The organism is Desulfovibrio sp. GTC20076 (genome assembly GCF_055385905.1).
On record NZ_AP039366.1, the window covers coordinates 2704685 to 2731603 of the forward strand.

General features: G+C 59.2%; 20 protein-coding genes and 1 riboswitch. Of the genes, 9 read left to right on the forward strand and 11 right to left on the reverse strand.

What is annotated here, in order from left to right:
* Positions 1-4 precede the first annotated feature (4 nt).
* Genes gcvH through ACZ495_RS11865 form a run of 3 tightly spaced genes read right to left on the reverse strand, consistent with a single transcriptional unit; the run spans position 5 to position 2337 of the window.
* On the reverse strand, positions 5-409 hold the full coding sequence (gcvH, locus tag ACZ495_RS11855) for a glycine cleavage system protein GcvH (protein ID WP_464262318.1): 405 nt from the start codon (positions 407-409) through the stop codon (positions 5-7).
* 60 nt (positions 410-469) lie between these two features.
* The gene (gene lpdA / locus ACZ495_RS11860) at positions 470-1897 is read right to left on the reverse strand and encodes a dihydrolipoyl dehydrogenase (protein ID WP_464262319.1); all 1428 of its coding nucleotides are present in this window, start codon (positions 1895-1897) and stop codon (positions 470-472) included.
* A gap of 2 nt (positions 1898-1899) precedes the next feature.
* Positions 1900-2337, reverse strand: coding sequence for an osmotically inducible protein OsmC (locus ACZ495_RS11865; RefSeq protein WP_072312041.1), 438 nt, complete (start codon positions 2335-2337; stop codon positions 1900-1902).
* A 181-nt stretch (positions 2338-2518) separates the two neighbouring features.
* Here ACZ495_RS11865 and ACZ495_RS11870 point away from each other — a divergent pair, with 181 nt between their 5' ends.
* Positions 2519-3979 (forward strand): sigma-54 interaction domain-containing protein, encoded by a 1461-nt coding sequence (locus ACZ495_RS11870; protein WP_015939344.1) that lies wholly within the window; start codon positions 2519-2521, stop codon positions 3977-3979.
* A 140-nt stretch (positions 3980-4119) separates the two neighbouring features.
* On the opposite strand, the gene ACZ495_RS11875 is transcribed toward ACZ495_RS11870, so the two are convergent.
* On the reverse strand, positions 4120-4671 hold the full coding sequence (locus ACZ495_RS11875; protein WP_072312054.1) for a hypothetical protein: 552 nt from the start codon (positions 4669-4671) through the stop codon (positions 4120-4122).
* Positions 4672-4756: 85 nt separating this feature from the next.
* Positions 4757-6643, reverse strand: a complete 1887-nt coding sequence (locus tag ACZ495_RS11880) for an alkaline phosphatase family protein (RefSeq protein ID WP_464262320.1) — start codon at positions 6641-6643, stop codon at positions 4757-4759.
* Between the two features lie 401 nt (positions 6644-7044).
* Here ACZ495_RS11880 and ACZ495_RS11885 point away from each other — a divergent pair, with 401 nt between their 5' ends.
* Positions 7045-8622, forward strand: a complete 1578-nt coding sequence (locus ACZ495_RS11885) for a BCCT family transporter (protein WP_072312039.1) — start codon at positions 7045-7047, stop codon at positions 8620-8622.
* Between the two features lie 487 nt (positions 8623-9109).
* Here ACZ495_RS11885 and ACZ495_RS11890 read toward each other — a convergent pair whose 3' ends face one another.
* On the reverse strand, positions 9110-10363 hold the full coding sequence (locus ACZ495_RS11890) for an MFS transporter (protein WP_296984282.1): 1254 nt from the start codon (positions 10361-10363) through the stop codon (positions 9110-9112).
* 183 nt (positions 10364-10546) lie between these two features.
* Here ACZ495_RS11890 and ACZ495_RS11895 point away from each other — a divergent pair, with 183 nt between their 5' ends.
* From ACZ495_RS11895 to ACZ495_RS11915, 5 genes are all read left to right on the forward strand, one after another.
* The gene (locus tag ACZ495_RS11895) at positions 10547-11053 is read left to right on the forward strand and encodes a GNAT family N-acetyltransferase (protein ID WP_464262321.1); all 507 of its coding nucleotides are present in this window, start codon (positions 10547-10549) and stop codon (positions 11051-11053) included.
* 195 nt (positions 11054-11248) lie between these two features.
* Positions 11249-12307: an asparaginase gene (locus ACZ495_RS11900; RefSeq protein ID WP_296984278.1), complete on the forward strand. Its 1059-nt coding sequence runs from the start codon at positions 11249-11251 to the stop codon at positions 12305-12307.
* Between the two features lie 371 nt (positions 12308-12678).
* A complete protein-coding gene (locus tag ACZ495_RS11905; protein ID WP_015939337.1) occupies positions 12679-13959 on the forward strand; it encodes a phenylacetate--CoA ligase family protein in 1281 nt (426 codons plus the stop codon).
* A gap of 448 nt (positions 13960-14407) precedes the next feature.
* Positions 14408-17509: a hypothetical protein gene (locus tag ACZ495_RS11910; RefSeq protein ID WP_464262322.1), complete on the forward strand. Its 3102-nt coding sequence runs from the start codon at positions 14408-14410 to the stop codon at positions 17507-17509.
* A 205-nt stretch (positions 17510-17714) separates the two neighbouring features.
* Positions 17715-18314, forward strand: coding sequence for a hypothetical protein (locus tag ACZ495_RS11915; protein ID WP_394026889.1), 600 nt, complete (start codon positions 17715-17717; stop codon positions 18312-18314).
* A gap of 442 nt (positions 18315-18756) precedes the next feature.
* Here the strand turns inward: ACZ495_RS11915 and ACZ495_RS11920 are convergent, their stop codons facing one another.
* Together ACZ495_RS11920 and ACZ495_RS11925 are read right to left on the reverse strand one after the other, a co-directional pair.
* Positions 18757-19548 (reverse strand): PAS domain-containing protein, encoded by a 792-nt coding sequence (locus ACZ495_RS11920; RefSeq protein WP_464262323.1) that lies wholly within the window; start codon positions 19546-19548, stop codon positions 18757-18759.
* Positions 19549-19868: 320 nt separating this feature from the next.
* Positions 19869-20783 carry a sirohydrochlorin cobaltochelatase gene (locus ACZ495_RS11925; protein ID WP_464262324.1) on the reverse strand — a complete coding sequence of 305 codons (915 nt, stop codon included), beginning with the start codon at positions 20781-20783 and terminating at the stop codon, positions 19869-19871.
* Positions 20784-20816: 33 nt separating this feature from the next.
* A riboswitch (cobalamin riboswitch) is annotated at positions 20817-21039 on the reverse strand.
* A 163-nt stretch (positions 21040-21202) separates the two neighbouring features.
* On the opposite strand from ACZ495_RS11925, the gene ACZ495_RS11930 reads away from it, so the two are divergent.
* On the forward strand, positions 21203-22915 hold the full coding sequence (locus tag ACZ495_RS11930) for a 30S ribosomal protein S1 (protein ID WP_015939332.1): 1713 nt from the start codon (positions 21203-21205) through the stop codon (positions 22913-22915).
* A gap of 268 nt (positions 22916-23183) precedes the next feature.
* Positions 23184-24137 carry a sensor domain-containing diguanylate cyclase gene (locus tag ACZ495_RS11935; RefSeq protein WP_394026892.1) on the forward strand — a complete coding sequence of 318 codons (954 nt, stop codon included), beginning with the start codon at positions 23184-23186 and terminating at the stop codon, positions 24135-24137.
* Between the two features lie 177 nt (positions 24138-24314).
* Here ACZ495_RS11935 and ACZ495_RS11940 read toward each other — a convergent pair whose 3' ends face one another.
* From ACZ495_RS11940 to sppA, 3 genes are all read right to left on the reverse strand, one after another.
* Positions 24315-24800, reverse strand: a complete 486-nt coding sequence (locus ACZ495_RS11940) for a hypothetical protein (RefSeq protein WP_015939330.1) — start codon at positions 24798-24800, stop codon at positions 24315-24317.
* A 99-nt stretch (positions 24801-24899) separates the two neighbouring features.
* A complete protein-coding gene (locus ACZ495_RS11945; protein WP_464262325.1) occupies positions 24900-25379 on the reverse strand; it encodes a hypothetical protein in 480 nt (159 codons plus the stop codon).
* A 382-nt stretch (positions 25380-25761) separates the two neighbouring features.
* Positions 25762-26913 (reverse strand): signal peptide peptidase SppA, encoded by a 1152-nt coding sequence (gene sppA / locus ACZ495_RS11950; protein ID WP_407845174.1) that lies wholly within the window; start codon positions 26911-26913, stop codon positions 25762-25764.
* Between the last annotated feature and the right edge of the window lie 6 nt (positions 26914-26919).

A 26919-nucleotide genomic window follows, 5' to 3' on the forward strand; every position in this document is an offset into this window, starting at 1 on the left:
TGTCTTATGCGTTATCAGCCAGCAGCGCCCGGTAGGCTGCGGCGTCCGTCATGGCTGCGGCGTCATCGGGGTTGTCGGGGGTGATGCAGATCATCCAGCCCTCGGTGTACGGTTCCACATTGACAAGGGTGGGCGCATCTTCAAGGGCGCTGTTTACGGTGCGTACCGTGCCGGAAACAGGCATGTAGAGGGAACTGACGGACTTGATGGATTCCACCGTGCCGAACTCTTCGCCCGTCTTGAAATGCGCACCTTCGGCGGGCAGGTCCACAAAGGCGATTTCGCCGAGCTGGTCCTGGGCAAAGTCGCTGATGCCTACAAGGGCCGCTTCGCCGTCCATGCGCAGCCAGACATGCTCGCTGGTGTAGCGGATGTTTTCGGGCAATTCCACCTGATCCAGATCTTTCATGCTGTTCTCCTGAGCTTTGTTGCTGTTCTCTTGCGCTGTTCAGCGACGTTTGGGCGTGGATTACTGGGGCATGCGCAGGGCGGCCTCTCCCATAGCTTCCGCAAGGGTGGGGTGGGCGTGAACCGCCGCGGCTACATCTGCAACCGCAGCCCCAAGGTGCAGGGCCAGAACGCCCTCGGCTACAAGGTCTGTGGCGTGCGCACCGGCCATGTGCACACCCAGCAGAGCGTCTGTGCGCGCATCGGCCACCAGTTTGCAGAAGCCGGGCAGGGCGCTCATGGCCTGGGCCTTGCCCAGTTCGCGCATCTGCACCACAGATGTTTTGACTTCATGCCCGGCATCCCTGGCCTGCCGCTCGCTCATGCCGACGCAGCCTATTTCGGGCGACGTAAAGATAGCCGAAGGGATGTGGCGGTAATCCATATCCCGGCCCGTATCCTTGCCGAGGCAGTCTGCCACGGCGCACAGCGCTTCCGCCGAGGCCGCGTGGGCGAGCATGACGCGGCCGGGACCAAGCACATCACCAATGGCGTAAATATGCGGCACAGACGTGCGCATGCGCGCGTCCGCCGTAATCCAGCCTCGCGCGTCCGCCGCAATTCCGGCTTCTTCAAGGCCGAGGCCGTCTGTACAGGGCGCGCGCCCTACGGTTACCAGCACTTTTTCGGCCCGCACGGTTTTTTCCGGCCGGGGAACAGCGCCGGCAGGCGCAAAGGGCGATGCCGCCAGCGCCGCATGCACGCCGTCCGGGCCGATGGTCACATTGGTGAGCGTGCAGCCGGTTTCGCAGGCGATACGGCGCTTTTTCATCTCGCGCTGCAAAAGGGCTCTGATATCTTCATCCACCGAGGGCAGGGGCAGAATACGGTCCTGCCCTTCCACAAGAGTTACGGTGGCGCCGAACGCACGGTAAATACAGGCCATTTCACAGCCAATAACACCGCCGCCCACAATGATGAGCGAAGACGGCACGGATTCCAGCCGCAGGGCGTCATCACTGTTCAGGATATGCGTGTGGTCTGTGGGCAGACCGGGCAGTTCTACCGGGCGTGAACCGGTGGCGATGATAATATTGTCGGCTTCCACGGTGCGGGGGCCGCCGGTCCCGATCAGTTCAACCAGCCCGGCGCGCAGTATGCGGCCCCGGCCTCGCACCAGGTCAATACCCAGGGAGGCGCAGGTCTTTTCCAGGCCGGAGCAGAGTATGGAACGCACACGTTCCTTGCGCTGGAGCACGGCCGCGGGGTCTATATGTATGCCGCCTTCGATGCGTACGCCGAACGCAGCCGCGTTCTGGGCCAGTTCCAGCGCCTCGGCAGAGGACTTGATGGTTTTGGTGGGGATACAGCCGTGGTTGAGACAGGTTCCCCCAAGAGATTCACATTCCACCAGCGTTACGCGCATGCCGGCGCGGGCAGCCGCAAACGCCGCCGTGTAGCCGCCCGGACCGCCGCCGATGACTGTCAGGGTCTTGGTTTCGGCAGTCATGGCTAGTCCTCGTCTTCGGCAAGGGTGAGCTTATAGGTCACGGGAAAGGCATTTTCCAGCGATCCCGTCACGAGACAGCCCTTGCGCATGACCTTTTCAACCCGGTCGAAAATAAAGGCAAATTCCTCGTCCATATGAACGGTCACGTCAATATCAATACCGACGACGCGGCCCCGGCCCAGTTCGTCAGTGCCGGTGCGCACCGTGGCCGAGCCTTCGATACGGTCGTATTTGGCGTTGCGGGTATCCAGGGCCTTGTCCAGAGCGGCGCAATAGCAGTACAGGGCCGAGGCCCCCAGCATCTTTTTTGCTACGCCCGCGCGCTCTTCGGAAGGGACCGCCTCTCCGTCAATGGAGATCATGCCTATGGCGGCCACATCCATATCAAGGTCGACCCTGGCCCCCTTGCGGGAAAGAGAAACACTGAGGTTATGCGACATGTTGAGTCCTCCGGAATGGGGTTTGGAGCAGTTGGCCTGCCTATTGCACTAATGGTGCCAGAGGTCTTTGCGCGCGAGGCCCACGCCGGAGCTTGTGTTTTCTGGCACATCGGGCGATTATCGCTTACGAAACACGACATTTTTGTCGCGTATGGCGACAAAAATTGTAAAAGGTGATGCCATGACATTGTCCTCTCAACCTCTTTTTTTAAACGTGGAAAGAAGTTATCGCCGTTTACTCAATCATTTACCGGGGATGGCCTATCGTTGCCGCATTCTGGGCGATACCCGTGATGAAAAGAAAAACCTGATTTACGAGTTGGAATTCGTCAGCCGGGGCTGTTACGACCTTTTGGGCATCACTGCCGGGGACATGCTGATGGGGCATAACAACACCATTGAGCGCATGACCCACCCCGATGACCTTGAGCGGACCCGAAAAACCATACGCGACAGTATTGTCGCGCGGGAATCCTATCAGGTGATGTACCGCCTTCTGTTGCCGTCGGGCCGGATAAAATGGCTCTGGGACCAGGGCGAATGCGTGGATGATGAGGAGGGCTGTCCGCAATATCTGGAAGGCCTGATCATGGACGTGAGCGAGCAGAAGTTTCAGGAACTGGCCCTTCGTGAAGAAAATCGCGCATTGCGGGAATCTGTGGTCAACCTGCGCGGCTTGGGTTCAATGGTCGGGCAGAGCGAACCCATGCGCCAGCTTTACAGCCAGATCCTGCGGGCAGCGGAAACGGATTCAAACGTCATCATTTACGGTGAAACAGGCTGTGGCAAAGACCTTGTGGCACGCAGCATTCATGAATACAGCGGGCGCAAGGGCAACTATGTGCCTGTCAACTGCGGCGCCATTCCCGAGCAGTTGCTGGAAAGCGAGTTTTTTGGCCACGTAAAAGGGGCTTTTTCCGGTGCGCACGCCAATAAGGACGGTTATATCGGGGCGGCCCACGGCGGCACGCTGTTTCTGGACGAAATAGGCGAACTGCCGCTGCATCTTCAGGTCAAGCTGCTGCGGGCCATTGAAAACAAGATGTACACCCCTGTGGGCGACAACAAGCCGCGCAAGTCTTCATTCAGGCTTATTGCGGCCACCAACCAGGATCTTGCGCGCATGGTGCGCGAAAAGAAAATGCGCTCGGACTTTTATTACAGGGTGCATGTGCTTTCCATTACCCTGCCGCCGCTGCGTGAGCGGCAAGGTGATATTCCCCTGCTTGTGGATGCCTGGATGGAACGGCGCAAGGTGTTTCTGGTGCTGCCGCGGCATGTGCGCCTGGCCATGGAGCGTTACGACTGGCCTGGCAACGTGCGCGAACTTTACAATTTTCTGGACAGGTATATGGCCTTTGGCGAAGAAGCCCTGTCTTCGCTGGGCGACCTGCATGCCGATGCCGGGCTAGTGCTTACCGTGGAGGCAGAGGCGGCCACCCTGGATCAGGCCGTCATGCGCCTGGAAGAACGCATGATCCGGCAGGCCCTGGACCAGTGTCGCTGGCAGAAGGGCCGGGCGGCACATGCACTGGGACTTAACCTGCGCACACTGCAACGTAAAATGAAGCGGCTTGGCATGAGCGAACCAAGAACGGGCACCTTGATGCTTGAGGGCGGCCCGCCACGGAAAGAACAGTAAGCGTTTGCGTGGCGCTTCCGGTTACCCTGTGCGCGGGGATGCGGATCGTGCCGGGCATGAAACGGCGCGGGCGACCGCGCCGCATGTTTTGCGGCGGGTCGCCCAACGTGGGGTATGGACGCGTCTCCTGGCAAGGGAGATCAGGCGCAGTCGTGCTTGTCCCAGGGTTCGCGGTTGTCGCGCTGGATGACAGATTCCATACGCAGCAGAGCTTCCTTGAGTTTGCGGATTTCGTCGAGCTTCAGGTTGGGATTTTTCATGACCTGGTACACGATGCCGCCGGTGCACTCCGCCGTGATGGGCAGGTCTGCGATGGTAGCTATGGTGAGGGCAATGTCTTCGGCACTGACTGCACGCTCTACCGCGCCGGCCTTGCCGTTGACCGCCAGGCCGTAAAAGGCCACGGCGTCGGCCCCGGCAACCACTACAAGGGTGCGCCTGTCGGCATATTCAAGGATGGCGGCCAGTTCGGTCTCGCCGCCCTTGAGCAGCAAAAAGGCTTCTTCGTTCTGCTCTGTCAGGGCGCTTGTGTCTACGGTTTTTGCGCCAAGGGCCGCGGCGCGGGCCTCAAGGCCGTCCTTGCAGGCGTTGGGCAGCAGGGCGGCCTTTTTGCGCAGCTTGTCGAGCGCTTCCGACGCGGCGTTCAGGTTCAGTTCCGGCGCCAGGAGCAGTATTGCTTTTTTTTCTGCCATAATACTTTCCTTTATTTCGCGCCCGCCCATGAGGGCGGGCGCGGCTGATGCGGGGCGTGCCCCGCCGGTTGCAAATGCGGGCTGGCTAGTCCACCAGGTCGGGGTTTTCCATGATCTGGTAAATGGGCGCGCCTTCTGCGTCTTCAGGAATGGGGTTGCCTGTCACGTAGCAGAAGGTGGGTACGATATCGGCCAGCCAGCGCGGGCGCGTGTAGCGGTAGCCTTTTTTGATGTTCGGCCCGCGGAACATGAGCAGGTTCTTCAGGCTGCCGCAGCCGGATTCGCCCGTGGGCAGGCCATAGCCGTGCTCGGCCATGTATTCGGGCTTGAGCACGTACACCACGTCGCCCGCCTGTGCACCCCCCATACCGAACACATGGGCGTCTTCGCGGCGCACGGCCAGCAGCACCGGACGTTCGCCGGTTTCGGGGTGTTTGTAGTCAAGCAGGGCATCGATGATCTGGTCGCGCACCTTTTCATAATCCTCGGCTTCCACAATGCCGCCGGGGTATTTGTCCTTCAGGTTGACGTAGACAAACATGTAGCGCTGGGGCACGGCCACGGACTTGCTCACGTCAAGCACGTAGTTGAAGCCTTCGGTTTCTTCGTAGATGTCCCAGTAATTTTCCGATTTTTTTGGCTCGTAGGAGCACAGTCCGGCCTCTTTGAGCGCGTGGGCCGTATTGAGGATGGGTCCCATGGGGGTTGCACCGTGGTCGGAGCAGACGCACATGAGGGTCTCATCGCCCATAATGTCCATCAGGCGGCCCAGCAGGCGGTCTTCCACTTCGTAGATGTGGCGTTCCATCTTTTCGGCACGGGTGCGGACGGCTTCGTCCTTGCTGTCCAGATCGCTGAGCCAGCCGTGGTAGAACCAGTCAATGGGGTGGGAGTGCATGTAGAGCAGATCCCAGTCCGGATTGGCCTTGATAAGCGAGCTGATGGTGTTCCAGAGCCACGCGCTGTGAAATTCCACGAGTTCGCACACGGTGTCGGTATCAATGATGCCGTGCAGGTAGGCCACAAGGCCGATGTCGTTGGCTGTGATGTCTTTGGAAAAATCAATGTCGGCGGCGGCCCCGGCAGGCGACACGAAACCGCAGCGGCCCGCTATGCCGGATACGTAGAGTTTGAATTCTTCAGCATCGTCAGACAGCTGCATGAGCTTGCAGCGGAACACGCCCTTTTCCGTGCGGCCATCGGCCTTTACGGTAAAGTCGTGCTGCACGGGTTCGCTCCACGCGCCCAGGGTGATGGTGAAAAAGGCCTTGGCATAGTCTTTTTCAGGGCACAGCGCCATGCGGTCATAGCCGTCGTCCTCGCTCTGCCAGACAAGGCAGTGCCATACCTGATCTTCAATGGGTTCGATGGATTCCTTGAAAGTCATGTTCACGGTCATTTCCAGCGGCTCATCGCCTTCGGGCAGGTTTTTCCAGCCTTTGGCGTCGTCAAAAACGCCCTGAGCGCCCATGGGATAGTAGTCGGTGGAGATCACGCTTTCAGAACAGAGAAATTCCTTGTGTTCGTTACCGTGCAGGGGCCAGCGCGTTTCTGCGGGGCTGAGGCCCTCGCCCATGATCATGACGCCTTTGTCCATCTTGGACGGCCAGGACATGGGATAGTTGATCACAAGACATTTTTTGCCCGCCTTGTCCCAGGCGTCCCAGATGGTCTGGGCGGTCAGGATGTCGGAGCCGAAAGCCTGGGTGGTTTCTTTATAGTCCAGGCTGCGGCCTTCATGATAGTAATAATAGTCTTCCACGCCGTGGGTGCGGGGCCATGCGCCGGTGCAGATGGTAGCCCACGAGGGCGGGGTGACCGTGGGCAGGTTGAACCCTTCGGGAATGTAGCTGCCTTCGTTCATGAACTTGCGGAAATTTTCCAGCCCTCCCTGGGCCAGCATATGTTCAAGCCTTTTGGGAATAAGGCAGTCATAACCGATAAGGGCGGCGCGTTTGGCTTTGGCGGACATAACTATAAACCTCCTTGATAATGCATGACGAGCATAAGATTGCCGTGTGATGCCGCCAGTTTAATCAATAAGTATGCCAACGTTGATAACGCCTCATTTTACATGGATATATATGCAATATTCTTGAGCATGACACAATGAGCACAAACCTTTTTGGCCTGCACGGGCGACCAAAGGCGACCGAAATGGCGTAATATGTGGGGGTTTCTATTTAACTTACTTGATTTAAAGGGTTTTCTAAAAAGACATTTTTGTCGTAAAAGGCGACATGTTTGTCGTGCAGAAGGGCCTTTGGGCTTGGCATTATAAAATAATACAAGTATTTCAGCTTGGTGAATTTTGGCACGACTACTGCAGAATGGGTGAAAATCTTTTTCACTGTCTGCTCATCGGGAGGCAACATGGCTGAAATCAAGCCCACTGGCGCATCTGGCGAAAACAGCGCCGAGGACCTGCGACCGGACTGGAAGATATTTGTTCCGGGCCTGCTTATCGTGCTGCTCATCAGTTTGCCCGCAGTAATTGTGCCCAAGGCTGCGGAATCGGTGCTTACGGCAATTTACCAGCCTTTTGCGGCCAACTTCGGCACGCTGTACCTCTGGATAACCGTTGGCCTGATCTTTCTCTGCTTCTACTTTGCCTTCAGCCGCTGGGGCGACATCAAGTTTGGCGAACCTGACGAAAAGCCCCAGTTTGCCCTGCCGTCCTGGATAGCCATGATTTTCTGTTCCGGCGTGGGCGGCGCCATCATGTTCTGGGCCATTACCGAGCCACTCTGGAACATACTTATTCCGCCGCAGTACGCCGACCCCATGAGCACGCAGGCTTATGACTGGGCGCTGGCCTACCTGCTGATGCACTGGGGACCCAACGCCTGGTGCACCTATCTGATTACGGCGCTACCCATTGCCTACATGTTCTACATCCGCAAGGAGCCTTTCCTGCGGGTCAGCACGGCCACAGAAATGATTATCGGCCAGCGCATGGCGCGCGGCTGGCTGGGCCTGTGCATTGACGTGTTCTTTATCCTGGGGCTCATGTTCTGTACGGCCGTGACCATGTGCCTTTCTTTGCCCACAGTGGCCTATGCACTGCAAAGCGTGTTCGGCATCAGTCCCAACCTGACCACGCAGGTCGTCATTCTGGCCTTCAGCGGTCTGGTGGCGGGCTATACCGTGTACCGGGGGCTGGACAAGGGCATCAAGTGGCTGAGCGACGTCAACGTCATTTTGGCCCTGCTGCTGGCGGCTTACTGTTTCTTCGCCGGCCCGACCGTGCAGCTTTTCAACATTTTCACCAATGCCTTCGGTAAATGGCTGGGCAACTACCCCAACATGGTCTTCTGGACAGACCCCTGGGGCGGTGGCAGCTTTCCGCAGGACTGGACCATTTTTTACGCCCTGTTCTGGGCGGGTTTTGGTCCTTTTATGGGCCTGTTCATTGCGCGTATTTCACGCGGCCGCACCGTGCGTGAAATCATTTTGTGGGGCATGACGGGAACGGTCTCCGGCGGCTGTCTGATGCACGGCATCTTTGGCTCCTATTCCCTCTATGTACAGCATGCCGGCATTCTGGATGCCGTAAGCATTCTCAAGGCCGAGGGCGGGCCAGCCGCCATGATTGCCGTGCTCGGCACATTGCCGTTCAAGGAGGTGGTGCTGGTGGCGTACTGCCTGCTGTCCACCATTTTTCTGGCAACCACGGTCAACTCCGGCTCCTATGTGGTCGCCAGTACGGCCACGCGCCGCCTCAGCCCCGATTCCGAGCCTCATCGCCTGCACCGTACCTTCTGGTGCCTTGTGCAGTGCATTCTGGCCCTGGGCATGATCTGCATGGGCGGCCTTGGCGTTGCCAAGATGTTCGGCAATTTTTCCGGCGCGCTCATGGCCCTGCCTTCGCTGCTGCTGACCTTCTGCTGGCTCAAGATTATCCGCACTGACGGGCCTTCGGTGCTGCGCAAGTACCAGACAAAGCTCTGAGAACACGGCCGCACCCCGAGCGGCCCAAGGGCGTAGCCCGTGTAAACAGTCCGGAAATCGGCGGTTCTCCTTCCTGCCGGTTTCCGGACTGTCTTTATGGCGCACACGAAAGAAACAATTTGTCTCATAAAATAGTATTATATTTTAAATTGTTAAGTAAGATACGCACAGTTTGCGCACCTGTTTTTTCATGTAGGGAACATAGTTCATATCTGGCGTAGCTCCGGCGTGCATGCGGCCATATCCGCAAATATTGTTCACGGAGGCTGCGCCTTGATGGAAAAGAACATATAAATTCATAATAAAGTTAATAATTACAAAATATTAATTATGTTATGCACAAACAGTACATCATGTTTTGCACAAGCACTGACATTACGAACGCAATGGATGGGATTTTGCCGGTATGGACGCAAAAAAGGCCCCTGCACCGGCATTTCCGGAGCAGGGGCCTTTTGAATGTTCGTAACTGCGGCTGGCGGAGGGGCTATGCCCTGGCCGGAGTTTTTGCCGTGTATTCGCGCAGGGCAAAGGCGAATACCGTGCCGATAAAAGCTACCACGGCCAGGCACTGAAAGGTGCGCGGCAGACCGTGGTTGTCGGCAATCCAGCCCAGCAGCGGCGCGAACACGCCTCCCAGGCTGGTGGCCAGCCCCAGGGTAACGCCCGAAGCAAAGCCGATATTGCGGGCAAGATATGTCTGCCCCAGAACCACCAGAGAACTGAAAGGCGCATACAGCACAAAGCCGAGCAGGGGCAGCAGGGCGTAGGCGGCATAGAGATTGGGCAGCAGCCCGAAAGCCAGCACCGCGGGCGTCATAAGGGCGAAGCCCATGCGCACGATGGCCCTGAAGCCGTGTCTGTCGGCCAGTACTCCGCCCAATATGTTGCTGGCGACGCCGAAGGTACAGAAAATGGTCAGGGCAATGGCTCCGGCGGTTTTGCTCTGCCCAAAGCCGTTTATCCAGTACAGCGGGATAAAGGTGTTGAACCCCACAAAAAGAACGGAGCGCGCAATGATGGCCCCGGTAAGCTTTGAAAATTCATGCCAGTTGTTTTGTGGGGCTTCTTCGGTCCCGGCGTCTGCCACCGGCATGCCGCCCCGGTGCGCCTGGACTCCTTTGCCCTGTGCCCCGGCCTGCTGCGTTCCGTAAGCGGCTTCGGCGGTTCTCTGGGCTGCGGCAGCAGCTTCTGGCGCAACCATACGCATGATGAGCAGCAGCAGAATGGAGGCCATGACTGTAGCCAGCAGGCCGAAAATAAAGGTTCCGGGCATGCCCAGCCAGCTCAGGAAAAAGGTTGCCAGCAGCGGCCCGATAACAAAGCCCGCATTGCCGCCGATGGAAAATATACTCATGCCGGTGCCTTTGCTTTTTCCGGACACCTTGTTGGCAAAGCGCGCTCCCTCGGGGTGAAAAAGGGCTGCGCCCACGCCGCTCAGGCCGATGGCCGCAAAAATGGCCCAGTAGCTGGACATGAAGCCCACTGCCGCCAGCCCCATGCCTGCCAGAAACACGCCGAGGGGGATGAGCCAGGGCTTGGAGAGCCTGTCTGCCATAAGGCCGAAAAGCGGCTGTATGATCGACGACAGGCAGGAGTAAGCAAACATGAGGCCGCCCGTGGCCTGGTAGGTCAACCCGTAGTGGGTGCGCAGGAAGGGCAGAATGGCGGGTAATGCCCCGCCATTGACGTCGCACGATAAGTGACCGAGCGATACAAGGGATATTTTTTTCTTGTCCATGCGCGCACGCTACACCAAGGGAATGACAAAACCAAGTGGCCCGGAAACGCCCGTCTTTCAGTGCGCGGCCGGGACCGGGCCGCGTTGACGCAACGTCCCGTCTTGCATAAACATGTAGGGGAGTAACTGAATTTTCTCGGCCAGGCCGTGCGTGGCACCTGCCTGCCGGGGAGGAGGATTGTCATGATGAACAGTATGCCCGCCGGCATAACACTGACGCGCGGCGTCAGCACCCGACACCATGCGGCCTGCGCGGATCTCTGGCTTGAAGCATCACTGCTGGCCCACGATTTTGTGGATCCGGCCCTGTGGCAGCGGCAGCGTGACGCCATGCAGCAGCACTATCTGCCGGCATCGGATCTGGTCATGCTGGAAAGGCAAGGTGCCCCTGTTGCTTTTTCCGCCCTTTGCTGTCCTGATGGTGTGGATTTTATCGCCGCGCTTTTTGTCCGGCCTTCGTGCTGGCGCATGGGGCTGGGCACGATTTTGCTGCGGCATGCCATGGCCGGGCGCGACAGCCTGCGCCTTGATGTATATCACGCCAACATCGGTGCCAGAGCTTTCTATGAGCGTATGGGCTTCAAGCCGGTGAGTGAAAGTGTGTGCGGGCATACGGGGCAGCCTGTGGTGGAAATGCTGTGGCGCACGCCTGTGCTTCATATGTCGCAGCCCGGGGCGGGCAACGGCTGAAGCGCTCGCCAGCGGGTCGGCGGTCATTTTTGCGCAAGGCATTTTTTCCGGCAGATACGTGTTACGCGGCACACAGCGTTTTTGCGTTGGGCAGGTGCGGCGGGCAGCTTCCGGCCGGATGCGGGTCAACCTGAAACTGCAAGTCCGCGCGGCTGCTCCCCGGCAACAGGAGGGGACTGCGCGGCGGGAGCCGTCATGAGCCGTTCTTTTGATTCCGCTGCTGCTCCGTGCGGCGCGCCGCTGCCCCAGGTGGCCCTGCTGGGGACGGGCGGAACCATTGCCGGGGTGGCCGACACCCCGCTGGAACAGATAAGTTATCAGGCGGGTGTGCTTTCTGTGGAGTGCATGCTGGAAAGCCTGCCGGGTATTGACGGCGTGGCCCGCATCGCCAGCCGCCAGTGCGGTAACCTGCCCAGCGAGGATATGCGCCCCTGTCATTGGGCCAAGCTCGGGCGCGACTGTGGCGCGGCTCTGGATGACGCATCCATGTGTGGGGTGGTGCTGACCCACGGCACAGACACGCTTGAGGAGTCGGCTTTTTACCTGCATCTGACCATGAGCAGCCCCAAACCTGTGGTGCTTACCGGGGCCATGCGTCCGGCCACATCCCTGAGTGCGGACGGTCCCATCAATATTCGCGATGCCGTGGCCGTGGCGGCCAGCCCCGGGGCGCGCGGGCGTGGTGCCCTTATTGTGATGAACGGGCGAATTCTTTCGGCGCGCACGGCGGTGAAGGCCGGAACACTTGATGTGGAGGCCTTTTGCGCTCTGGAATCAGGGCTGCTCGGCCGGGTCATCAACGGCCGCCCTGTTTTTTACCACAAGGGCGAGGATGGACCGCCTCTGGCAGGGACCTATGCGGCCCATGCGGGGCAGGAGCGCTTGCCCCGCGTGGACGTGCTTTATGCCTGTGCCGGAATGCCTCTGGACGCGGTGCTCTTTTCTATGGAGCGTTCGGCCGGGCTTGTGGTGGCTGGTATGGGCAATGGCTCGATGCCTTCAGATGTGCGCAAGGCTCTTGCCGGGGCTGTTGCTGCGGGCAGGCCCGTGGTACGGGCCAGCCGCACGGGCGGCGGCCCTGTGACGGATCTGGACGGATACGCACCCTTTATAGCCTCGGGCATGCTTTCCGCGCCCAAGGCGCGGGTGCTGCTCATGCTGGCGCTGGCCGAAGCCGCCCGGCAGGGGGCGCAGAGTCCGCAGGCGCTGACTGCAGGCGTGCGTCGGGCTTTTGAATGCTGCCACGAGGCATGACGGAACGAAACATGATGTTTTTTCCTGACTGCGCCGGGCATGTTGCGTCGCCGGACCATTTGACTTGCCTGAGAGATTGAAAAGACGCACAATCGCCCTGCGCTGCCGGGTTGTGCAGTTCTGGAGTTACCGTTTCAGGTGTTCATTGCGATGTGAAACAGGGCAGATGCGCAGCACGGCGGTTTTCTCGCAAGTCTTCGGGCAACGGCTGAAATTGCGTCAGGCCTTCGTGGCGGGAGTCTGTCCTTGCAGCCGTCAGAGCGCAGTTTCAGTGTGCAGCCGGTTTGTGCCTGTTTTCAGAAAATACATGAGGTTATTGCCACCAGGCATTGCAGATGAACCTGCCTCAAGGGTAAAGGAGCCGCAGAAGCATGTCATACCGCTTCATTCCACAGCTTGCGGATGAGGAAATCCGCCTCCAGCAGGAGGAAGGCCTGTGCCGGACAGTGCGCCGCGCCTGGAACTCACCCCAGTACAGCAGCAAGTTGCGCGCCTGTGGGCTTGAGCCTGGCGAGGCCATCTGCCTGGACGATCTGCCGCGCCTGCCCACTGTGGATGTGGACGATCTGCGCGAGGGCTATCCCTTGCCCCTGCTGTGCGTGCCTCCCGCTGCCGTGGTGCGTGTTCACGCCTCCAGCGGCACGACGGGCAAGCGCAAGATCCTGGCCTATACCGCGGCGGACGTGGAAACATTCAATCTGCAGATGGCCCGCTGTTACGAGCTGGCCGGGCTGACCGCTGACGACCGCATGCAGATAGCCGTGGGGTATGGCCTGTGGACGGCCGGAGTGGGTTTTCAGGGCGGCAGCGAAAAGCTCGGCATGCTTACCGTGCCTGTGGGGCCGGGCAACCTTGAGATGCATTTGCAGCTTTTGCAGGACCTTGAATCCACCTGTTTCGGCGCTACAGCCTCCATGGCCCTGCTACTGGCCGAAGAGGTGGAGCGGTCGGGCCTTGGCGGGCGGCTCAAGCTGCGCAAGATGATCTGCGGGTCTGAGGCGCGCAGCGAAAAAATGCGACAAACCATTGAAAGCAAGCTGGGGCTTGAAGGTTGCCACGATATAGCGGGCATGACCGAAATGTATGGTCCCGGTACGGCCATAGACTGCGACGCCCACGACGGTCTGCATTACTGGGCGGACCTGTTCATCATCGAGGTACTTGACCCCGTCACGTTGCAGCCGGTGGCGGAGGGAGAAGTGGGCGAGATGGTGGTGACCAGCCTGCGCAAGGAGGCCGTACCCCTGCTGCGTTACCGCACCCATGACCTGTGCCGCCTGCTGCCGGGGCGCTGCGCCTGCGGCCTGAACATGCCGCGCCATGACCGCATTCTGGGCCGTTCAGACGACATGCTCATCTACCGGGGCGTCAATATCTACCCCGGCCAGTTCATGGCTGTAATCGGGGAATTTGCCGAACTGGGCGGCGAGTATCAGGTGGACCTCAGCCGCGACGAGCGCGGTCTCGACCATCTGGCGCTCACAGTGGAGCGCGCCCAGAACGCCTGCGGGGGCAATGATTCCGCCTTGGCTTCTGCGCTGGAAAAACGCCTGCACAAGGCCATCATGGCACGTATGGATGTCAGTATTGTGGATTATGCCGCCTTGCCGCGCACGTTCAGCAAGTCCCGTCGCGTGGTGGACAGGCGCTGATCTGCGATGGGCAAAGGACTGCCGGGTCCGTTCAGTCGCCCATATAGTGGCCGTTTGTGAGGCCTGCCGTGACCGTGGCCCCTGAAAGCTGTTGGGCTGCGTCGCAGCCGCATGGACTGTACGTGTTGCCGTGAACACATATCTGTTTTCCTAAATAGTTTGACAAGTCCGATATTAGAGTTAATAGTAATTGTGTGGAGTAAGTCCACGCGACTTGCTTTTGGAGCCGCCTTTTTTCCCTCTGACCAGCTACTGGTCACGGCAATATCTCCAGGGATATTGCTTGCTCAGATTCTTCTTCTGACCACTTATTACCCTCTCGCGATCTGCCTGTGCATTTTTTTGCCGCCGCTCTGTGAAGAAGGCGCGGCGGGTATTTCTGCCTTCCCGACACACGGGCATCTTCGCCTTCCCGACATATTTTTCAGCGAACATGACGGAGAACCCCATGGCAAACCTGAATCTTTTCCGCCCGTCAAGCGGCCAGCACAGTGTTTTTCACAGCACGGGCAATGAAGCAGTCATTCTGAATTTCCCGGCCGGAGAAGCGACCCTTGGTCGCGAGGGCGAGGCGCTGACCTTTACGTTTGACGATGGCGGCACACTGGCCCTTGAAGGATTTTATACCACCTATACCAGCTCAAACGTGCCTGAATTTCTGGTGGACGGACAGGCGCTTTCCGGCAAGGAATTTTTTGCGGCACTGGGGCATGACGACCTGATGCCTGCCGCTGGTCCCGCCGGGGTGGAACGTGGAGCCCGATATAATGAATTTGCAGAATCCAGCCTTGCCGAAGGTGTGGATCACCTTGATGGTCTGGACTGGCAGATGCAGCCGCTGTTTGCATCCGAAACAGAATTTCCCGCCGAGGGGCTTCTTGCCGCCTCCGGTGGCGGAGGCGATACGCCCGGCCCCGGTCCCGACCCCGATGGGGGTACCTACCATACGCGTCTTGTGATGAGCCACGGCAGCGGGCAGTCCCTGTCTTTTCAGGCTGTGGATGAAAACGGCCATCTGGTTACGGATGCGTCCAAGCTCAGTTTTGCTTTTGCCGGCGGCGTGTCGCAATACTTCAATCCCCCCTCCGTTGACCCGGCCACGGGCCTTGTTACCGTTACGCTTACCGAGGCCGGCAAGGCGGCGCTGGCAGCAGGGGGCAAGTTTGCCTCCACGCTTGAGGTGAGCATCGGCGGCAAGACCTACACTATGGATCTGCTGGGCAGCGGCGGAACTTCCACCTATGACTACACGCAGCGTGAAGCCGAGGCGGGCATGGACGGCCCCCTGAAGGGCGAATGGTATGTTTCACACGGCAAGATTGTCAGTGGAGAAACGATCACGCTGGGCGGTGACAGCATCAACAACATCCTTGTGGTCAATGCCAGAGATTCCGGCAATGCCTACGCCACACACAATACCGAGATGACGTTTGCCCACGATACAGTGGGCAGGGTCGATATTGCCGCCAAGGCGGAAGGCGGCGGCGCTTACGGCAACTATATCCAGGGTTATGGCGGCAACGCCGCCGGACTCATCGATGCAGGCACAAAGGCCGACGTGCACATCAGCGCCTCTTCCGGTACGGGAACAGCCATGGCCATGGCTACCTCAAGCGAGAAGGCTGCTGACGGCAGCATGTATGAAACTTCCGCCGTTGTGCGTGGGCGTGATATCAGCTTCAGCGCCAATGCCACAGAAAAAATGGCTGCGGGCATATGGGGTTCCGGCAAGACCACAGTGAATGTGGAAGCCCAGGGTGATGTGAATTTTTCCAGCGTTACCAAGGGCGGCACCGTGGACAACATGTCCACAGGAGTTTACACGCGGGACCAGGCCATTGTGAACATCAGCGGGCAGAATGTCAGCAGTGAAGCCAAGGCCCTTGCGGGCGGCGGCGCCGACGGCACGGTGACAAGCAGCGGCTTCCGCACCTCCGCGGGTACCAGTCTGAACATCACCACGGCTGAAAACGGCACGTTCAACGCTTCTTCATACCAGGAGACATCGCCGTATGACAGCCCCTATTCCGGCGTTTCCTGGACAGGCGGGCGTGCTGCGGGCTTTACCTCCATGGGGCTTACGGCGTCCGGCAATGTCGATCAGGGCGGGTGGGGCAACAAATCCCATCTCAACGTCAAGACCGGTGATGTGAACATCAGCGCCACGGTAGATGCCTCTTCAGGCAAGGGAACTGCTGCGGGCATCTATGCGGGGTATGGCGGCAACGTCAACATCAATACTTCGGCTAACGGCAACGAGCTGAATATCAGCGGGCACGCGCCCAGTTGGGGGGTGGGCATCACCTCCACCAACCACGGCATCACCCACATCAATGCCGGCGATGGCGATGATGTTATCAATATCAACGCTTCCGCGCACAACGGGGCGGCGGCCATCGGCCTTGCCACACAGGCTGGCGGCATGACGGTCATTGATGGCGGCGGCGGTAACGATACGGTGAACATAAACGCCACCTTTACCGGCACGAAAACGCTTTCGACCGACTATATGGATGTCAAGGGCGGAGCGTTCGGCATGAATGCGGCCTGGGGAACAGCCGTCAACAAGATTACCAATGTCAATAATGTAAACATTACTGCCGATGCCAGCGGGAGCGACAACGGCTGGGCCTACGGTATGTTCACCCGTGACGGATGGGGAACCTCGACCCAGAATATTATTGAAAATTCGGACAGCCCCATTACGGTTGTCATTACGGCCAAGGCCGGAACGGCCGGCGAGGCATACGCCATGTACGGCAATGCGGGCGGGCTGAACCTTATTCAGGGTGGCAGCAAGGCCGGCGATGAACACGGCGACAACATCACGCTTACGGGCAACGTGGGCGGCTATGTCAACGTTATCAATACCGGAAGCGGCAACGACCATATTGAAATCAACGGTGATCTGCGAGGTGCGGACAATACGTTCAATATGGGGGGCGGCAATGACGCCTTCACGCTCAACGGCAATATTACCGGCGGCGCAAACAGGATACTGATGGGCGATGGCGACGACCGGGTGGTCATCAACGGCAGCGTCACGGGCGGCTCCACCACCATCAACCTGGGAACCGGCAATGACACCGTAGTGCTGGACGGCCACGTGAAGGGCGGCCTTTCCATCATCAGCGGCGAAGGCCATGACCTGCTGGTGCTCAAGGCCGACTCCTTTGACGACTTCATGGACAAGTATGATGCCTGGTTGCAGGGAAATATCAGCAAGATCCAGGTTGAGGAAATCAATGTGAGCGTCAACGGCCTGAGTGATGCCGACCGGGCCAGCCTGGAAGACTATTTTAACAGTGATCACTTCAACGGTTACCAGGTCGGTTTTGTTGACGGTGCCGCGGCTGCCGCTGCGTACGTGGCTGACGACATGCCCGATGCGTACCGTGAGGCCGGGCTTACAGGCAATGAACATGATTCGGGTGGCGGAGTATCCGGCCAGACAGAGCAAAGCTATGAAAGCGTGCATACCGACAGCGTGAGCGATGACACCGGTACGCTTGTGGCCCAGCAGCAGATAGCCTCTGAATTTGGCGGATAATCCGTAAAAATATAAACATGCAAGCGCGGGGCTGCCGTTTCCTGAAGGGGGGCGGTCCCGCGTTTTTTTGCGTAACATCCCCTGCCCGTGCCGCATGGCGGCAGCAGTTGTGCTGAAGAAGTGATAAGGCCTTGCCCGTGTCAGGCGGCCGTGCGATTATGGATCGACATTGCATGCGAGTGACACATTCAGCACAGGAGGTTTCATGTCCGCAGGCAAGCTGCTGGCTCCGGGCCTGGCCTGGGCGGGCTATCTCTGTCTGGCCGGGGGCGCTTTTGCCCTGTGGCTGCCCGTACTGGGGGGATTGCCTTTGCCCGTGCTCGTGCTGGCCCCTGTGCTACGCCGTGTTGCCGGGGCGCAGGGCGACAGGGTGTTGCTCGGGCATGCGCGGTGGCAGATGAACACGTTCTGGCTGCTGCTCATGCTGCTTGTTGCCCTCGTGGCGCTGTTCGGGGCAGTGGGGGTGCTGTTCAGCGATGGAAAAGCCCTGGACGCCGTGGAGTCCATAGGCAGTGCCTACAGTGCGGGCAATATTGGTCTGGGCGCTGTTCTGGAGCGCTTCTGGGCTATTTCCGACATCAGGTATTTCACCTGGGGCGGCCTGCTGTGGATGGGGCTGGCGCTTGTATGGCCCCTCAAGCGCGTTTTGCAGGGCGTGTGGGGCATGGTGGCCAGGCAATCTCCGGCGCGTTGTGGCATGCGGGGCAAGGGTGCTGCTTTTATTGCGGCCCTGGTCGTTCAGGCAGGGATGCTTGTTGCAATGCTGGGTTTGCAGCGGATTGCCCTGTGGGGCGGCTGGCAGTAAGCCTGCGGCAAGACGATGGTGTCTGCGCGGCACGGCATGGCCGCATGCCTGAAAAATGCCTGTTCCGGACGGCGCACCCCTGATTTTCTGAAGGCCCCGGACCCGGGCCGGATTTTTCATGAACACGAGCCGATGCTGACTGAAAAACAATGGTTTCAATGTGGTAACGCCGCTCTCTGCGTTGTTTCAGTGCTGCATGGCGGGGGGCTTCGGAGCCTTCGGGCGCGGCAGGCGTTGGGCTGCGCTCCTGCGGCCATATCTGCCCCACGCTGCCAGTTCCGCAGCGCCCGGGCGCGCAACAGTATTTTCATTTGAGAATGTACACTCTCAAAAGTGACGGCACGCCGTTCCGGCGTGTAACAGCACCAAAAAATTGCCCTCGTATCCCCACGGTGAGCGCCTGCGCGCGCAGGCGCCAGAGCATTTTCACGTTAAAAAGGCTCTAATCAGCCTTTTTCTGGCCCGAGGCCGCCTCGCGGCTGGCGTCTTCCTTGATCTGGCGCATGTAATTGTACACGGTGTAGATGGACACGCGCATGGCCTTTGCCAGGTACTGCACCATACCCTTGATGAGAAAAGCCCCTTCTTCATCCATAATGCGCACAAAATGCAGTTTTTCTTCACGCGTCATGGTGGCAGGATGTTTGCCCGCCCGGCGGATGGCCGTTTCAATGATGGCATCGCTTGTCTCGCCGAGGCAGGAGGGAAAGGCCTCGCTCATTTCCTTGCCGGGGGCGCTTTCAAAACGCAGCAGGGCATGCAGAACCCCCTGAAAGCGCTCCAGGTCTGTCAGGTCAAAATGCATGCAGACCGCCCCGATGACCTGTTCTTCACTGTTGCGCAAAAAGCTGATGGAGGACTTGAGTGTCCGTCCCGAGGGGGTTGCGGCGGAATAGGCAATGATGTCCTGCACATTGTCGCCGCCCTGCCGCCAGGCCTTGGTGACCATGTTTGTGGCCGGAGCGCCTACGTTACGGCCGGTAAGGGCGCCTTCAATGTGGATGATGGAGTGCTCAAGATCGCTAAAATCGTGCACGGCCACCTCGCAAAAGGGGCCAAGAGTGCGGGCCATCATTGCCGCCATGCGTTTGGCATTGGCGAATATGGCTTGTGCCTCGGCCTTGTGGCTGGCGGTTTTTTCCGTATCCTGCGGGTAGGCGCGTCCGCTTCTGGCTGTGCGGCGGGGTTGTGCGGCGGCGCGCGGCGGGGATATCTTGCGACTTTGCTTGGGCATGCGGGCCTCCCCCGGCGGACAGGGAACCGGACTGTGGCCGAAAAAAGGCCATCCGGCGTGTTAAGGATGAAATTTTAAGGCATGCTACACAAAAAAACAGATATTGTGTACCCCAAGATCCCACAATCGGGCAGAAGAGTTGCTGGCGGCATCGGGGGCATCTGCCTTGCAGGCCTGTCTGCCGTGGCAGGCCCGGCCGTCCGGCATGGGCGGGAAATGCAAAAAAGGTGCGCGGCCCGGGGCATGGCCCGGCCCGCGCACCTGACATTGTTGTAACGCGCCCGTGCGGGACGGCAGCCAGCAGGCGCTTATGCGGCCTGTTACGGCTTTCTGGGTTCCCTGGTCAGGTCGTCGGCACTTTCCTTGGCATGGCGCACGAAAATGGCGGCCGTGCCGGGCATCTCGCCCAGGCCTTTGAGGTGGGCGTCAACCTTGATGCCCGCTTTTTTGAGCTGGCTGGCCCACGAGTCTTCCTCGTCGCCGGCAAGGTCGTTGCGGGCGTGGTCTCCGGCAACCAGCATCAGCGGGGCTAGTACCACCTGCTTGACCTTGGCGGCTTTGAGTTCCTTGAGCAGGTCTTCAAAGGTGCGCGCGCCCTCTACTGTGGCCATGTGGACCTTTTTGTCCGCAGCCTTGAACACGGCGCATACGCCTTCAAAGGCAAGGTCGGCGCGCCCGTGGCTCTGGCCGTGGCCCATAAGCACAAGGGCAGTATTTTTGCCGCGGGCTTTTTTGGTGTCAGCCAGCAGGATCGCAGCCAGTTCCTGCGCATCGGCCCTGGATTCCAGCAGGGGGCGGCCCAGGAAAACCGCGTCGAAACGGCCCGGATGTTTGCTCACGTCAAGCAGAACTGCGCGTTCAAGGGCTGAAAATTCTTCGCCGCCAAGCACATGCAGCGACTGCACGCGCACAACCTTTACGCCGTCTTTGGCAAGCTGGGCCATGCCATCGCTGATGCCGCCCACGGGCTGGCCCTGTTCGGCCAGTTTTTTACGAATGATCTGTGATGTATAGGCCCACACCACGGGCGATCCGGGAAAAGCCTTTTTAAATTCAGCATCTACGGCATTGAAGGCGGGCATGCCCTCGGGAACGCTGGTGCCGAAGGCCACCAGCAGCACCCCTTCCTTGGGGGCATCGGCGGCATGGCTTGTGCCGTGCAGGCACAGGCTCGCGAGCAGCAGCAGAACGAAAAGCAGCGGGCGAAACCCCGCATGTGAAAGGATACGCGGCATGGCAACCTCCTCAATTTCGCGTTGAAAGGTTCGCAAAGGGCACCGGCCCCGGCGGATGTTCGGACTTGAGGGCTGTGGGGCCATATGGCCCGCGCCTTGGCTTCGCCTTCACCGCATATGCGACTGGCTGTCGCATGCCGCTCTTCAGAACAGCATGAAGAAGCTTTGTCCCCTCTTACCGCAGCGCGACTGTTTTCGATTTGCACGAAATTCCCCGCCAAAACGACAGAGGACAACAGGGCGCGGTAAATGTCAAGGCAGGCGGTGGCTTGCGCCAGCCGGGGAAATACAGGGACTTCGGAACCGGTTTTCGGCTCCGGAGGCCATTTTTGGCGGATTTTTCCTTGTTCTTTCGGCAGAATTCTGGTACTTATGCGGCCTCCCTTGTATTAGGGAAATCATGTTTGGAGGCTGGACATATGGCAGGTTTGGAAACCGGGCACGAAACCGAAATGAATTTCGAGAGTGCCCTCGAAAACTACCTCACTTCCGATTTTGGCGACCTTGAAGAAGGCTCTATCACCAAGGGTGAGATCGTTCGTGTGGATGACGACAATGTGCTGGTGGACGTGAACTTCAAGTCCGAGGGGCAGATCCCCACGGCCGAATTTCGCGATGCCGCCGGAAACATCGGCGTTGCCGTGGGCGACAAGGTGGACGTGTACGTTGTTCGCAAGAACGAAAACGACGGAACCATCACCCTTTCTTTTGAAAAGGCCAAACGCATGCAGGTTTTCGACCAGCTCGAAGACGTGCAGGAAAACAACAGGGTCATCACGGGCCACATTGTGCGTCGCATCAAGGGCGGCTACACTGTGGATATCGGCGGAGTAGAGGCCTTTTTGCCCGGTTCCCATGTGGACCTGCGCCCCGTGCCGGACATGGACGCCCTGGTCAACCAGGAGTTCGAGTTCCGCGTGCTCAAAATCAACCGCCGCCGCAGCAACGTTATCGTTTCCCGCCGCGTGCTGCTTGAAGAAGAGCGCGATTCCAAGCGTCAGGATCTGCTGCGCACCCTTGAAGAGGGTCAGACCGTGGAAGGCAAGGCCAAAAACATCACCGAATACGGCGTGTTTGTTGACCTGGGCGGCCTTGACGGGCTTCTGCACATCACCGACATGAGCTGGAAGCGCATCCGCCATCCCAAGGAAATGATCACCATCGGTCAGGAACTGACCCTCAAGGTTCTTTCCTTTGACCGCGACAACAACAAGGTTTCCCTGGGGCTCAAGCAGCTTGTGCCCGATCCGTGGCAGGACATTTCCGCCCGCTTCCCCGAAGGGGCCAAATGCTCCGGCAAGGTCACCAACCTGGTTGACTACGGCGCCTTTGTGGAGCTGGAGCCTGGCGTTGAAGGCCTTGTGCATATCTCTGAAATGTCATGGACGCGCAAACTGCGCCATCCTTCCCAGATGGTTCACACCGGCGACGAAGTCGAAGTGGTCATCCTGGGCGTGGACGGGGAAAAGAAGCGCATCAGCCTCGGCATGAAGCAGGTTCGTCCCAATCCCTGGGAACTGGTTGCCGAAAAGTATCCTGAAGGCACCATTCTTGAGGGCGTTATCAAGAACATCACCGAATTCGGCATGTTCATCGGTATCGAAGACGGCATTGACGGCCTCATCCACGTGTCCGACATCTCCTGGACCAAGAAGGTGCGCCACCCCAACGAAATGTACAAGGTGGGCGATACCGTGCAGGCCAAGGTGCTGACCGTTGACCAGGAGAACGAAAAGTTCACCCTGGGCGTCAAGCAGCTGGTGGACGATCCGTGGGGCCATGTGCCCAGCACCTATCCCGTGGGTTGCACCGTCAAGGGCATTGTGACCAATATCACCGACTTCGGCCTCTTTGTTGAAGTGGAAGAAGGCATTGAAGGGCTGGTGCACGTTTCCGAACTGTCCAGCAAAAAGGTCAAGACCCCGGCTGAAATCTACAAAGAAGGCCAGGAAATTCAGGCCAAGGTTATCCATGTCAGCGCTGAAGAGCGCCGCCTGGGTCTGTCTATCAAGCAGATTCAGGAAGTGGAAGACCGCCGCAAGCCCAAGGAATTCCATTCCGGGCCGCAAGAATCCGGCCAGAGCCTGGGCGATCTGCTCAAGCAGAAGTTTGAAGAAAGCGAAAACAGCTAAACGCTGTTTCCAGATACTGCAAAAGGGCGCCCCCGTGGGGGCGCCCTTTTGTATTGGTATATGACGCAGTCGCGTTTTGGCTGGCTCCGCGAGGTACTGCCTGCTGCTCGGCAGTCCGGTTTATTCCGGGCTTTTTTACCAGTGGAAAGAGGAAGCCATGTCGTTTACAGTCAGGAAAACCACATTGCTGATCCCTGTCACCTGTTAACGCCATTGCTGCGGCTTCGGGCCTTTGGCCGCGCCGCGCATGATGGGCCGTGTAAAAACTATGAGCAGCCTCAGTCTTGCCACATTGATGACCGTTCTGGACACGCTGCCCAATGCCGTCTTTGTCAAGGGTGCCGACCTGCGTTTTACGTTCATCAACAGGGCATATGAAAAAATGTTCGGCGTGAGCAGAAAGGACGTTCTGGGAAAAACTGTTCTGGACCTGGAATACCTGCCGGAAGAAGACAGGAAAATGTACCAGTCTGAAGACAGGGAGATGGTCCGCCGGCAAGAGGTGAGCCACCACGTGCGCAGTTATCTGTTTGCAGACGGCAAGGAGCACACCTGTCTTTACTGGAGCGGCGGCTTTGAAGACGAAAACGGCGTGCGCGGCCTTTTGGGTGTCATTGTGGATATCGCGGAGCAAAGCCAGACCATCGGCGCGCTGCGCAGCCAGCTTGATTCTATGATCACCAGGGTCAGGCAGGCTGACGAAAGCAGCCTGACAGACGCACTCACCGGGCTGTATACCCGCAAATATCTGGACATGGTGCTGGAGCGGTACACCCGGCTGGAGAAAAAGCCTTTTTGCTGCATCATGCTGGATGTGGATCATTTCAAGCAGATCAACGACAGTTTCGGCCATCTTGTGGGCGACAGTGTGTTGAAAGACGTGGCGCAGGTTATCCGTCGCTGTGTGCGTGAAATGGATACGGTATGTCGCTATGGCGGCGAAGAGTTTGTGGTGCTGATGCCCGGCAGCCTTCTGGAACAGGCTGAACAGGCTGCGGAGCGGATTCGCAGGGCTGTTTCCGGCATGATAAGCGGGCCTGACAGCCGGCCTGTGACCGTCAGTCTCGGGTGCAGCGAATACGAAATGGATGAAGACGCCCTGCAGGTTCTGCACCGGGCAGACAAGGCCCTTTATGGCGCCAAGCGCTCCGGACGCAACCGGGTGTGGGTGGCGCGGCGCAATCCGGTTGCTGCCGTGCATGCCGGGCCAGGTTGCCGCTGACGCCCGGTTGCTGTGCGCGGTCCTGTTCTGCCCAGGCCGGTTCCCGCCCTGAAGAATGGCCCGGCAGAATTCTGTACGGGCCTGGCATAAAAAACATGCCCGGCCTTTTCAGGGGCCGGGCTGTGATATCCGGGCTGTGCCGCCGCCTGCAAAGGCCGGGCAGTTTTGCTGTTGCCGCTATTCGGCAAACAGGGTTTTTTGCAAGAAATCGTCAATCTTGGCGTTATTGCCCTTGATGGAGTCATAGGCCGCCTGAAGCGCTTCGGGCCACTCCTTGTCACCGGCGTCACTCATGAACATCATGACGTAATCAGCATCGCCGATCACATCCACATTGGCCGCAACGGCCCCGGCCCTGACGGTGAAGCTCCAGCCGCCGTCCTCGGTAGCTATGGGGGCCGAACCTTTGAGCTGTTGCGCAAGCTTGGCGGCAAAGTCCTTGTCCGAAAGATTTCCGGCCTCGCCTCTGGTGAAGATGGCGATGGTAAAGAAAATCTCTGGCGTGGCCCTGACGGTGACCTTGCCCTCACGCTCCTGCACGGTACATGCGGCAGGCACGTCCATGCTGAAGTGGGCAAACTTCATCTCCCTGGCCAGGGCAGGGCACGACAGGGCCAGAAGCGACAGGCAGAAGAGGGAAAGCAGGAAAAATCTGTTCAACATGGTGATCTCCTGTGTATGATCCTCGATGCGTGAGAAATTCTCACGGGCCTGTCTGTTTGTCCATAAAAAAATAGCGCTCCGGCAAGAGGATTTTCGCGGCTAGCGCGGCGCAAGAACCCTTTGCACCAGGCTGTCCAGCGCCGGTGTTTTGCCCTTGATGGAATCAAGGGCGCCCTTTATGTCTTTGGGCCAATCCGCCCGGTTCTGGTCGGTAAAAAGCTCCACAACATGCTCGTCATCCCCCATGACAAGAACGTCAAAGGGAACCACAGCCACCTTGACTATGAAAGTCCAGGCGTCTTCACCTGCCTTGCTTACAGGCCCGCCGTTGATGGAGCGGGAGAGCTTCTGGGCATACTCTTTAAGGCTCGTGTTCTTGTCGCGTTCGACAACATTTATGGTGAAAAAGTGGTCTTCGTCATCCACCACAAACACCGCCCCATCGCGCGTCATGAAGTGACATGCATCGGGGATGTCGGCGCTTATGAAAGCCAGGTCATAGGTTTTGGCGGCCGCAGGGGCGGCAAAAACGGTCAGGCACAGGGCCAGCAGGGAAAAAACAAAACGCGGGTACATCATTATTCTCCAGGGCGCGGGGCCGGGTATGGGCTGAACTGATCTTGAACGCCTGCACTACACGGCAACGGCGCTCGTTGCATCGCCCGGCAGCGAAAAACCGGCTGCGGTGTGGGGCCAGCAGCGGTTCCGGCAGGCGTCGGTAATGCCTGCAAGACACATTGTTGCATTGGTACGCAAGGCTGTTGCCTCTCTATTTTACCCGCCCTGCAAAAGGGCGGGTAAACGGTCTGCCGGTGGCGTACTTGCCCCATTCTGCCGTTGAAAGTCTGTATTTCCAACGGTTGCAAGACATTCACGCTGGTGCTCAGGTGTGCAGACCTGCGGCCTCCGCAGGCAGCGTCTGCTCACGCAGCCGCCAGGGCAATGTTAACGCAGCATTATCTTAAAACTGGTACAGAAAAGCCGGAGTTTGCGGGCCGGCATGGCCGCTGCCGCCCCGCGCAAGGCCCGCAAGAGAGGCCAGCCCGCCCAGAGTATCGGCCTCAGGCCCGAGCACAGCGCCAAGCATGACCCGCAGCCCGCGCCCGAGCAGGCCGTCTTCACGCGGGCGCGTCAGCAGTTTGCGCTCGGCAGGCACGCCGGTCTTTTGGGCCAGCCAGGCGAGGGCCTGCCCGCGTCCGCCCAGTTCATCCACAAGGCCCAGCCCCAGGGCCTCCTGCCCGGTGTACACTTTGCCGTTGGCGAGCTTGAGTGCGCGGTCGCGGGGCATGCCGCGCCCCTGGGCCACAATGTCCACAAACTGGTCATACATGTTGGTAAGCACACCCTGAAAATAGGCGCGCTGCTCGGCCGTCATGGGCCGCATGTAGGAGGCGGCGTCCTTGTACTGGCCGACCACAAGAGTTTCCTGCCCCACGCCGACCTTGTCCATAAGGCCCTGCAGTTGTGGCACGTCCATGCGTACGCCGATGGAGCCGGTAACCGTGGAAGGATTGGCGAATACCCGCTGACCGGCCATGCTGACCATCAGCCCGCCGGAGGCCGCCATGGACCCCATGCTGACGGCCACGGGCATTTTTTGCGCCAGATTTTTTAGGGCGTCATATACTTCCTGCGAGGCAGCTGCTCCGCCGCCGGGCGAATCCACCCGCACAAGCACGCCCTTGACCGACGGATTGCGGGCCACCGTGCGCAGCCATTCCAGGGTAGGCTCCACATTCATGATGGGGCCGGTTACACTGACCAGGGCAATACGGTCGCCGCCCATGAGGCCGCCGTCCTTGCCCGCGCTTCCGGCCACAACGCCCAGAGCGCCCAGGACAATCACTATGGCGGCCCAGAACAGTACGGGATGGCGTTTGCGAAAGGGGCGGCGCAGCAGTGTTTTCCACACGGATGCGGGGATCTGCGCCAGCGGGCAGGCCGTGGCGCAGGGGGTTGCGCCCGGTGCGCCCGCCGGGGCTGCGACCGGGGCTTGTGCCCGGACAGGCTCCGCCTGCGGGCCATGCTCATTCGTGACCTTGCCGTTGGCGGCAGAGGCCGGAGAGCCTGTCATTGACAGCGGTTCGTCATAGGAAAAGTCTTTATCGCTCACGTATGA

What these genes read in the sequence shown, in the direction of transcription:
- gcvH (WP_464262318.1), bottom strand. Translation starts at nt 409, where the DNA reads ATGAAAGATCTGGATCAGGTGGAATTGCCCGAAAACATCCGCTACACC.
- lpdA (WP_464262319.1), bottom strand. Translation starts at nt 1,897, where the DNA reads ATGACTGCCGAAACCAAGACCCTGACAGTCATCGGCGGCGGTCCGGGC.
- ACZ495_RS11865 (WP_072312041.1), bottom strand. Translation starts at nt 2,337, where the DNA reads ATGTCGCATAACCTCAGTGTTTCTCTTTCCCGCAAGGGGGCCAGGGTC.
- ACZ495_RS11870 (WP_015939344.1), top strand. Translation starts at nt 2,519, where the DNA reads ATGACATTGTCCTCTCAACCTCTTTTTTTAAACGTGGAAAGAAGTTAT.
- ACZ495_RS11875 (WP_072312054.1), bottom strand. Translation starts at nt 4,671, where the DNA reads ATGGCAGAAAAAAAAGCAATACTGCTCCTGGCGCCGGAACTGAACCTG.
- ACZ495_RS11880 (WP_464262320.1), bottom strand. Translation starts at nt 6,643, where the DNA reads ATGTCCGCCAAAGCCAAACGCGCCGCCCTTATCGGTTATGACTGCCTT.
- ACZ495_RS11885 (WP_072312039.1), top strand. Translation starts at nt 7,045, where the DNA reads ATGGCTGAAATCAAGCCCACTGGCGCATCTGGCGAAAACAGCGCCGAG.
- ACZ495_RS11890 (WP_296984282.1), bottom strand. Translation starts at nt 10,363, where the DNA reads ATGGACAAGAAAAAAATATCCCTTGTATCGCTCGGTCACTTATCGTGC.
- ACZ495_RS11895 (WP_464262321.1), top strand. Translation starts at nt 10,547, where the DNA reads ATGATGAACAGTATGCCCGCCGGCATAACACTGACGCGCGGCGTCAGC.
- ACZ495_RS11900 (WP_296984278.1), top strand. Translation starts at nt 11,249, where the DNA reads ATGAGCCGTTCTTTTGATTCCGCTGCTGCTCCGTGCGGCGCGCCGCTG.
- ACZ495_RS11905 (WP_015939337.1), top strand. Translation starts at nt 12,679, where the DNA reads ATGTCATACCGCTTCATTCCACAGCTTGCGGATGAGGAAATCCGCCTC.
- ACZ495_RS11910 (WP_464262322.1), top strand. Translation starts at nt 14,408, where the DNA reads ATGGCAAACCTGAATCTTTTCCGCCCGTCAAGCGGCCAGCACAGTGTT.
- ACZ495_RS11915 (WP_394026889.1), top strand. Translation starts at nt 17,715, where the DNA reads ATGTCCGCAGGCAAGCTGCTGGCTCCGGGCCTGGCCTGGGCGGGCTAT.
- ACZ495_RS11920 (WP_464262323.1), bottom strand. Translation starts at nt 19,548, where the DNA reads ATGCCCAAGCAAAGTCGCAAGATATCCCCGCCGCGCGCCGCCGCACAA.
- ACZ495_RS11925 (WP_464262324.1), bottom strand. Translation starts at nt 20,783, where the DNA reads ATGCCGCGTATCCTTTCACATGCGGGGTTTCGCCCGCTGCTTTTCGTT.
- ACZ495_RS11930 (WP_015939332.1), top strand. Translation starts at nt 21,203, where the DNA reads ATGGCAGGTTTGGAAACCGGGCACGAAACCGAAATGAATTTCGAGAGT.
- ACZ495_RS11935 (WP_394026892.1), top strand. Translation starts at nt 23,184, where the DNA reads ATGAGCAGCCTCAGTCTTGCCACATTGATGACCGTTCTGGACACGCTG.
- ACZ495_RS11940 (WP_015939330.1), bottom strand. Translation starts at nt 24,800, where the DNA reads ATGTTGAACAGATTTTTCCTGCTTTCCCTCTTCTGCCTGTCGCTTCTG.
- ACZ495_RS11945 (WP_464262325.1), bottom strand. Translation starts at nt 25,379, where the DNA reads ATGATGTACCCGCGTTTTGTTTTTTCCCTGCTGGCCCTGTGCCTGACC.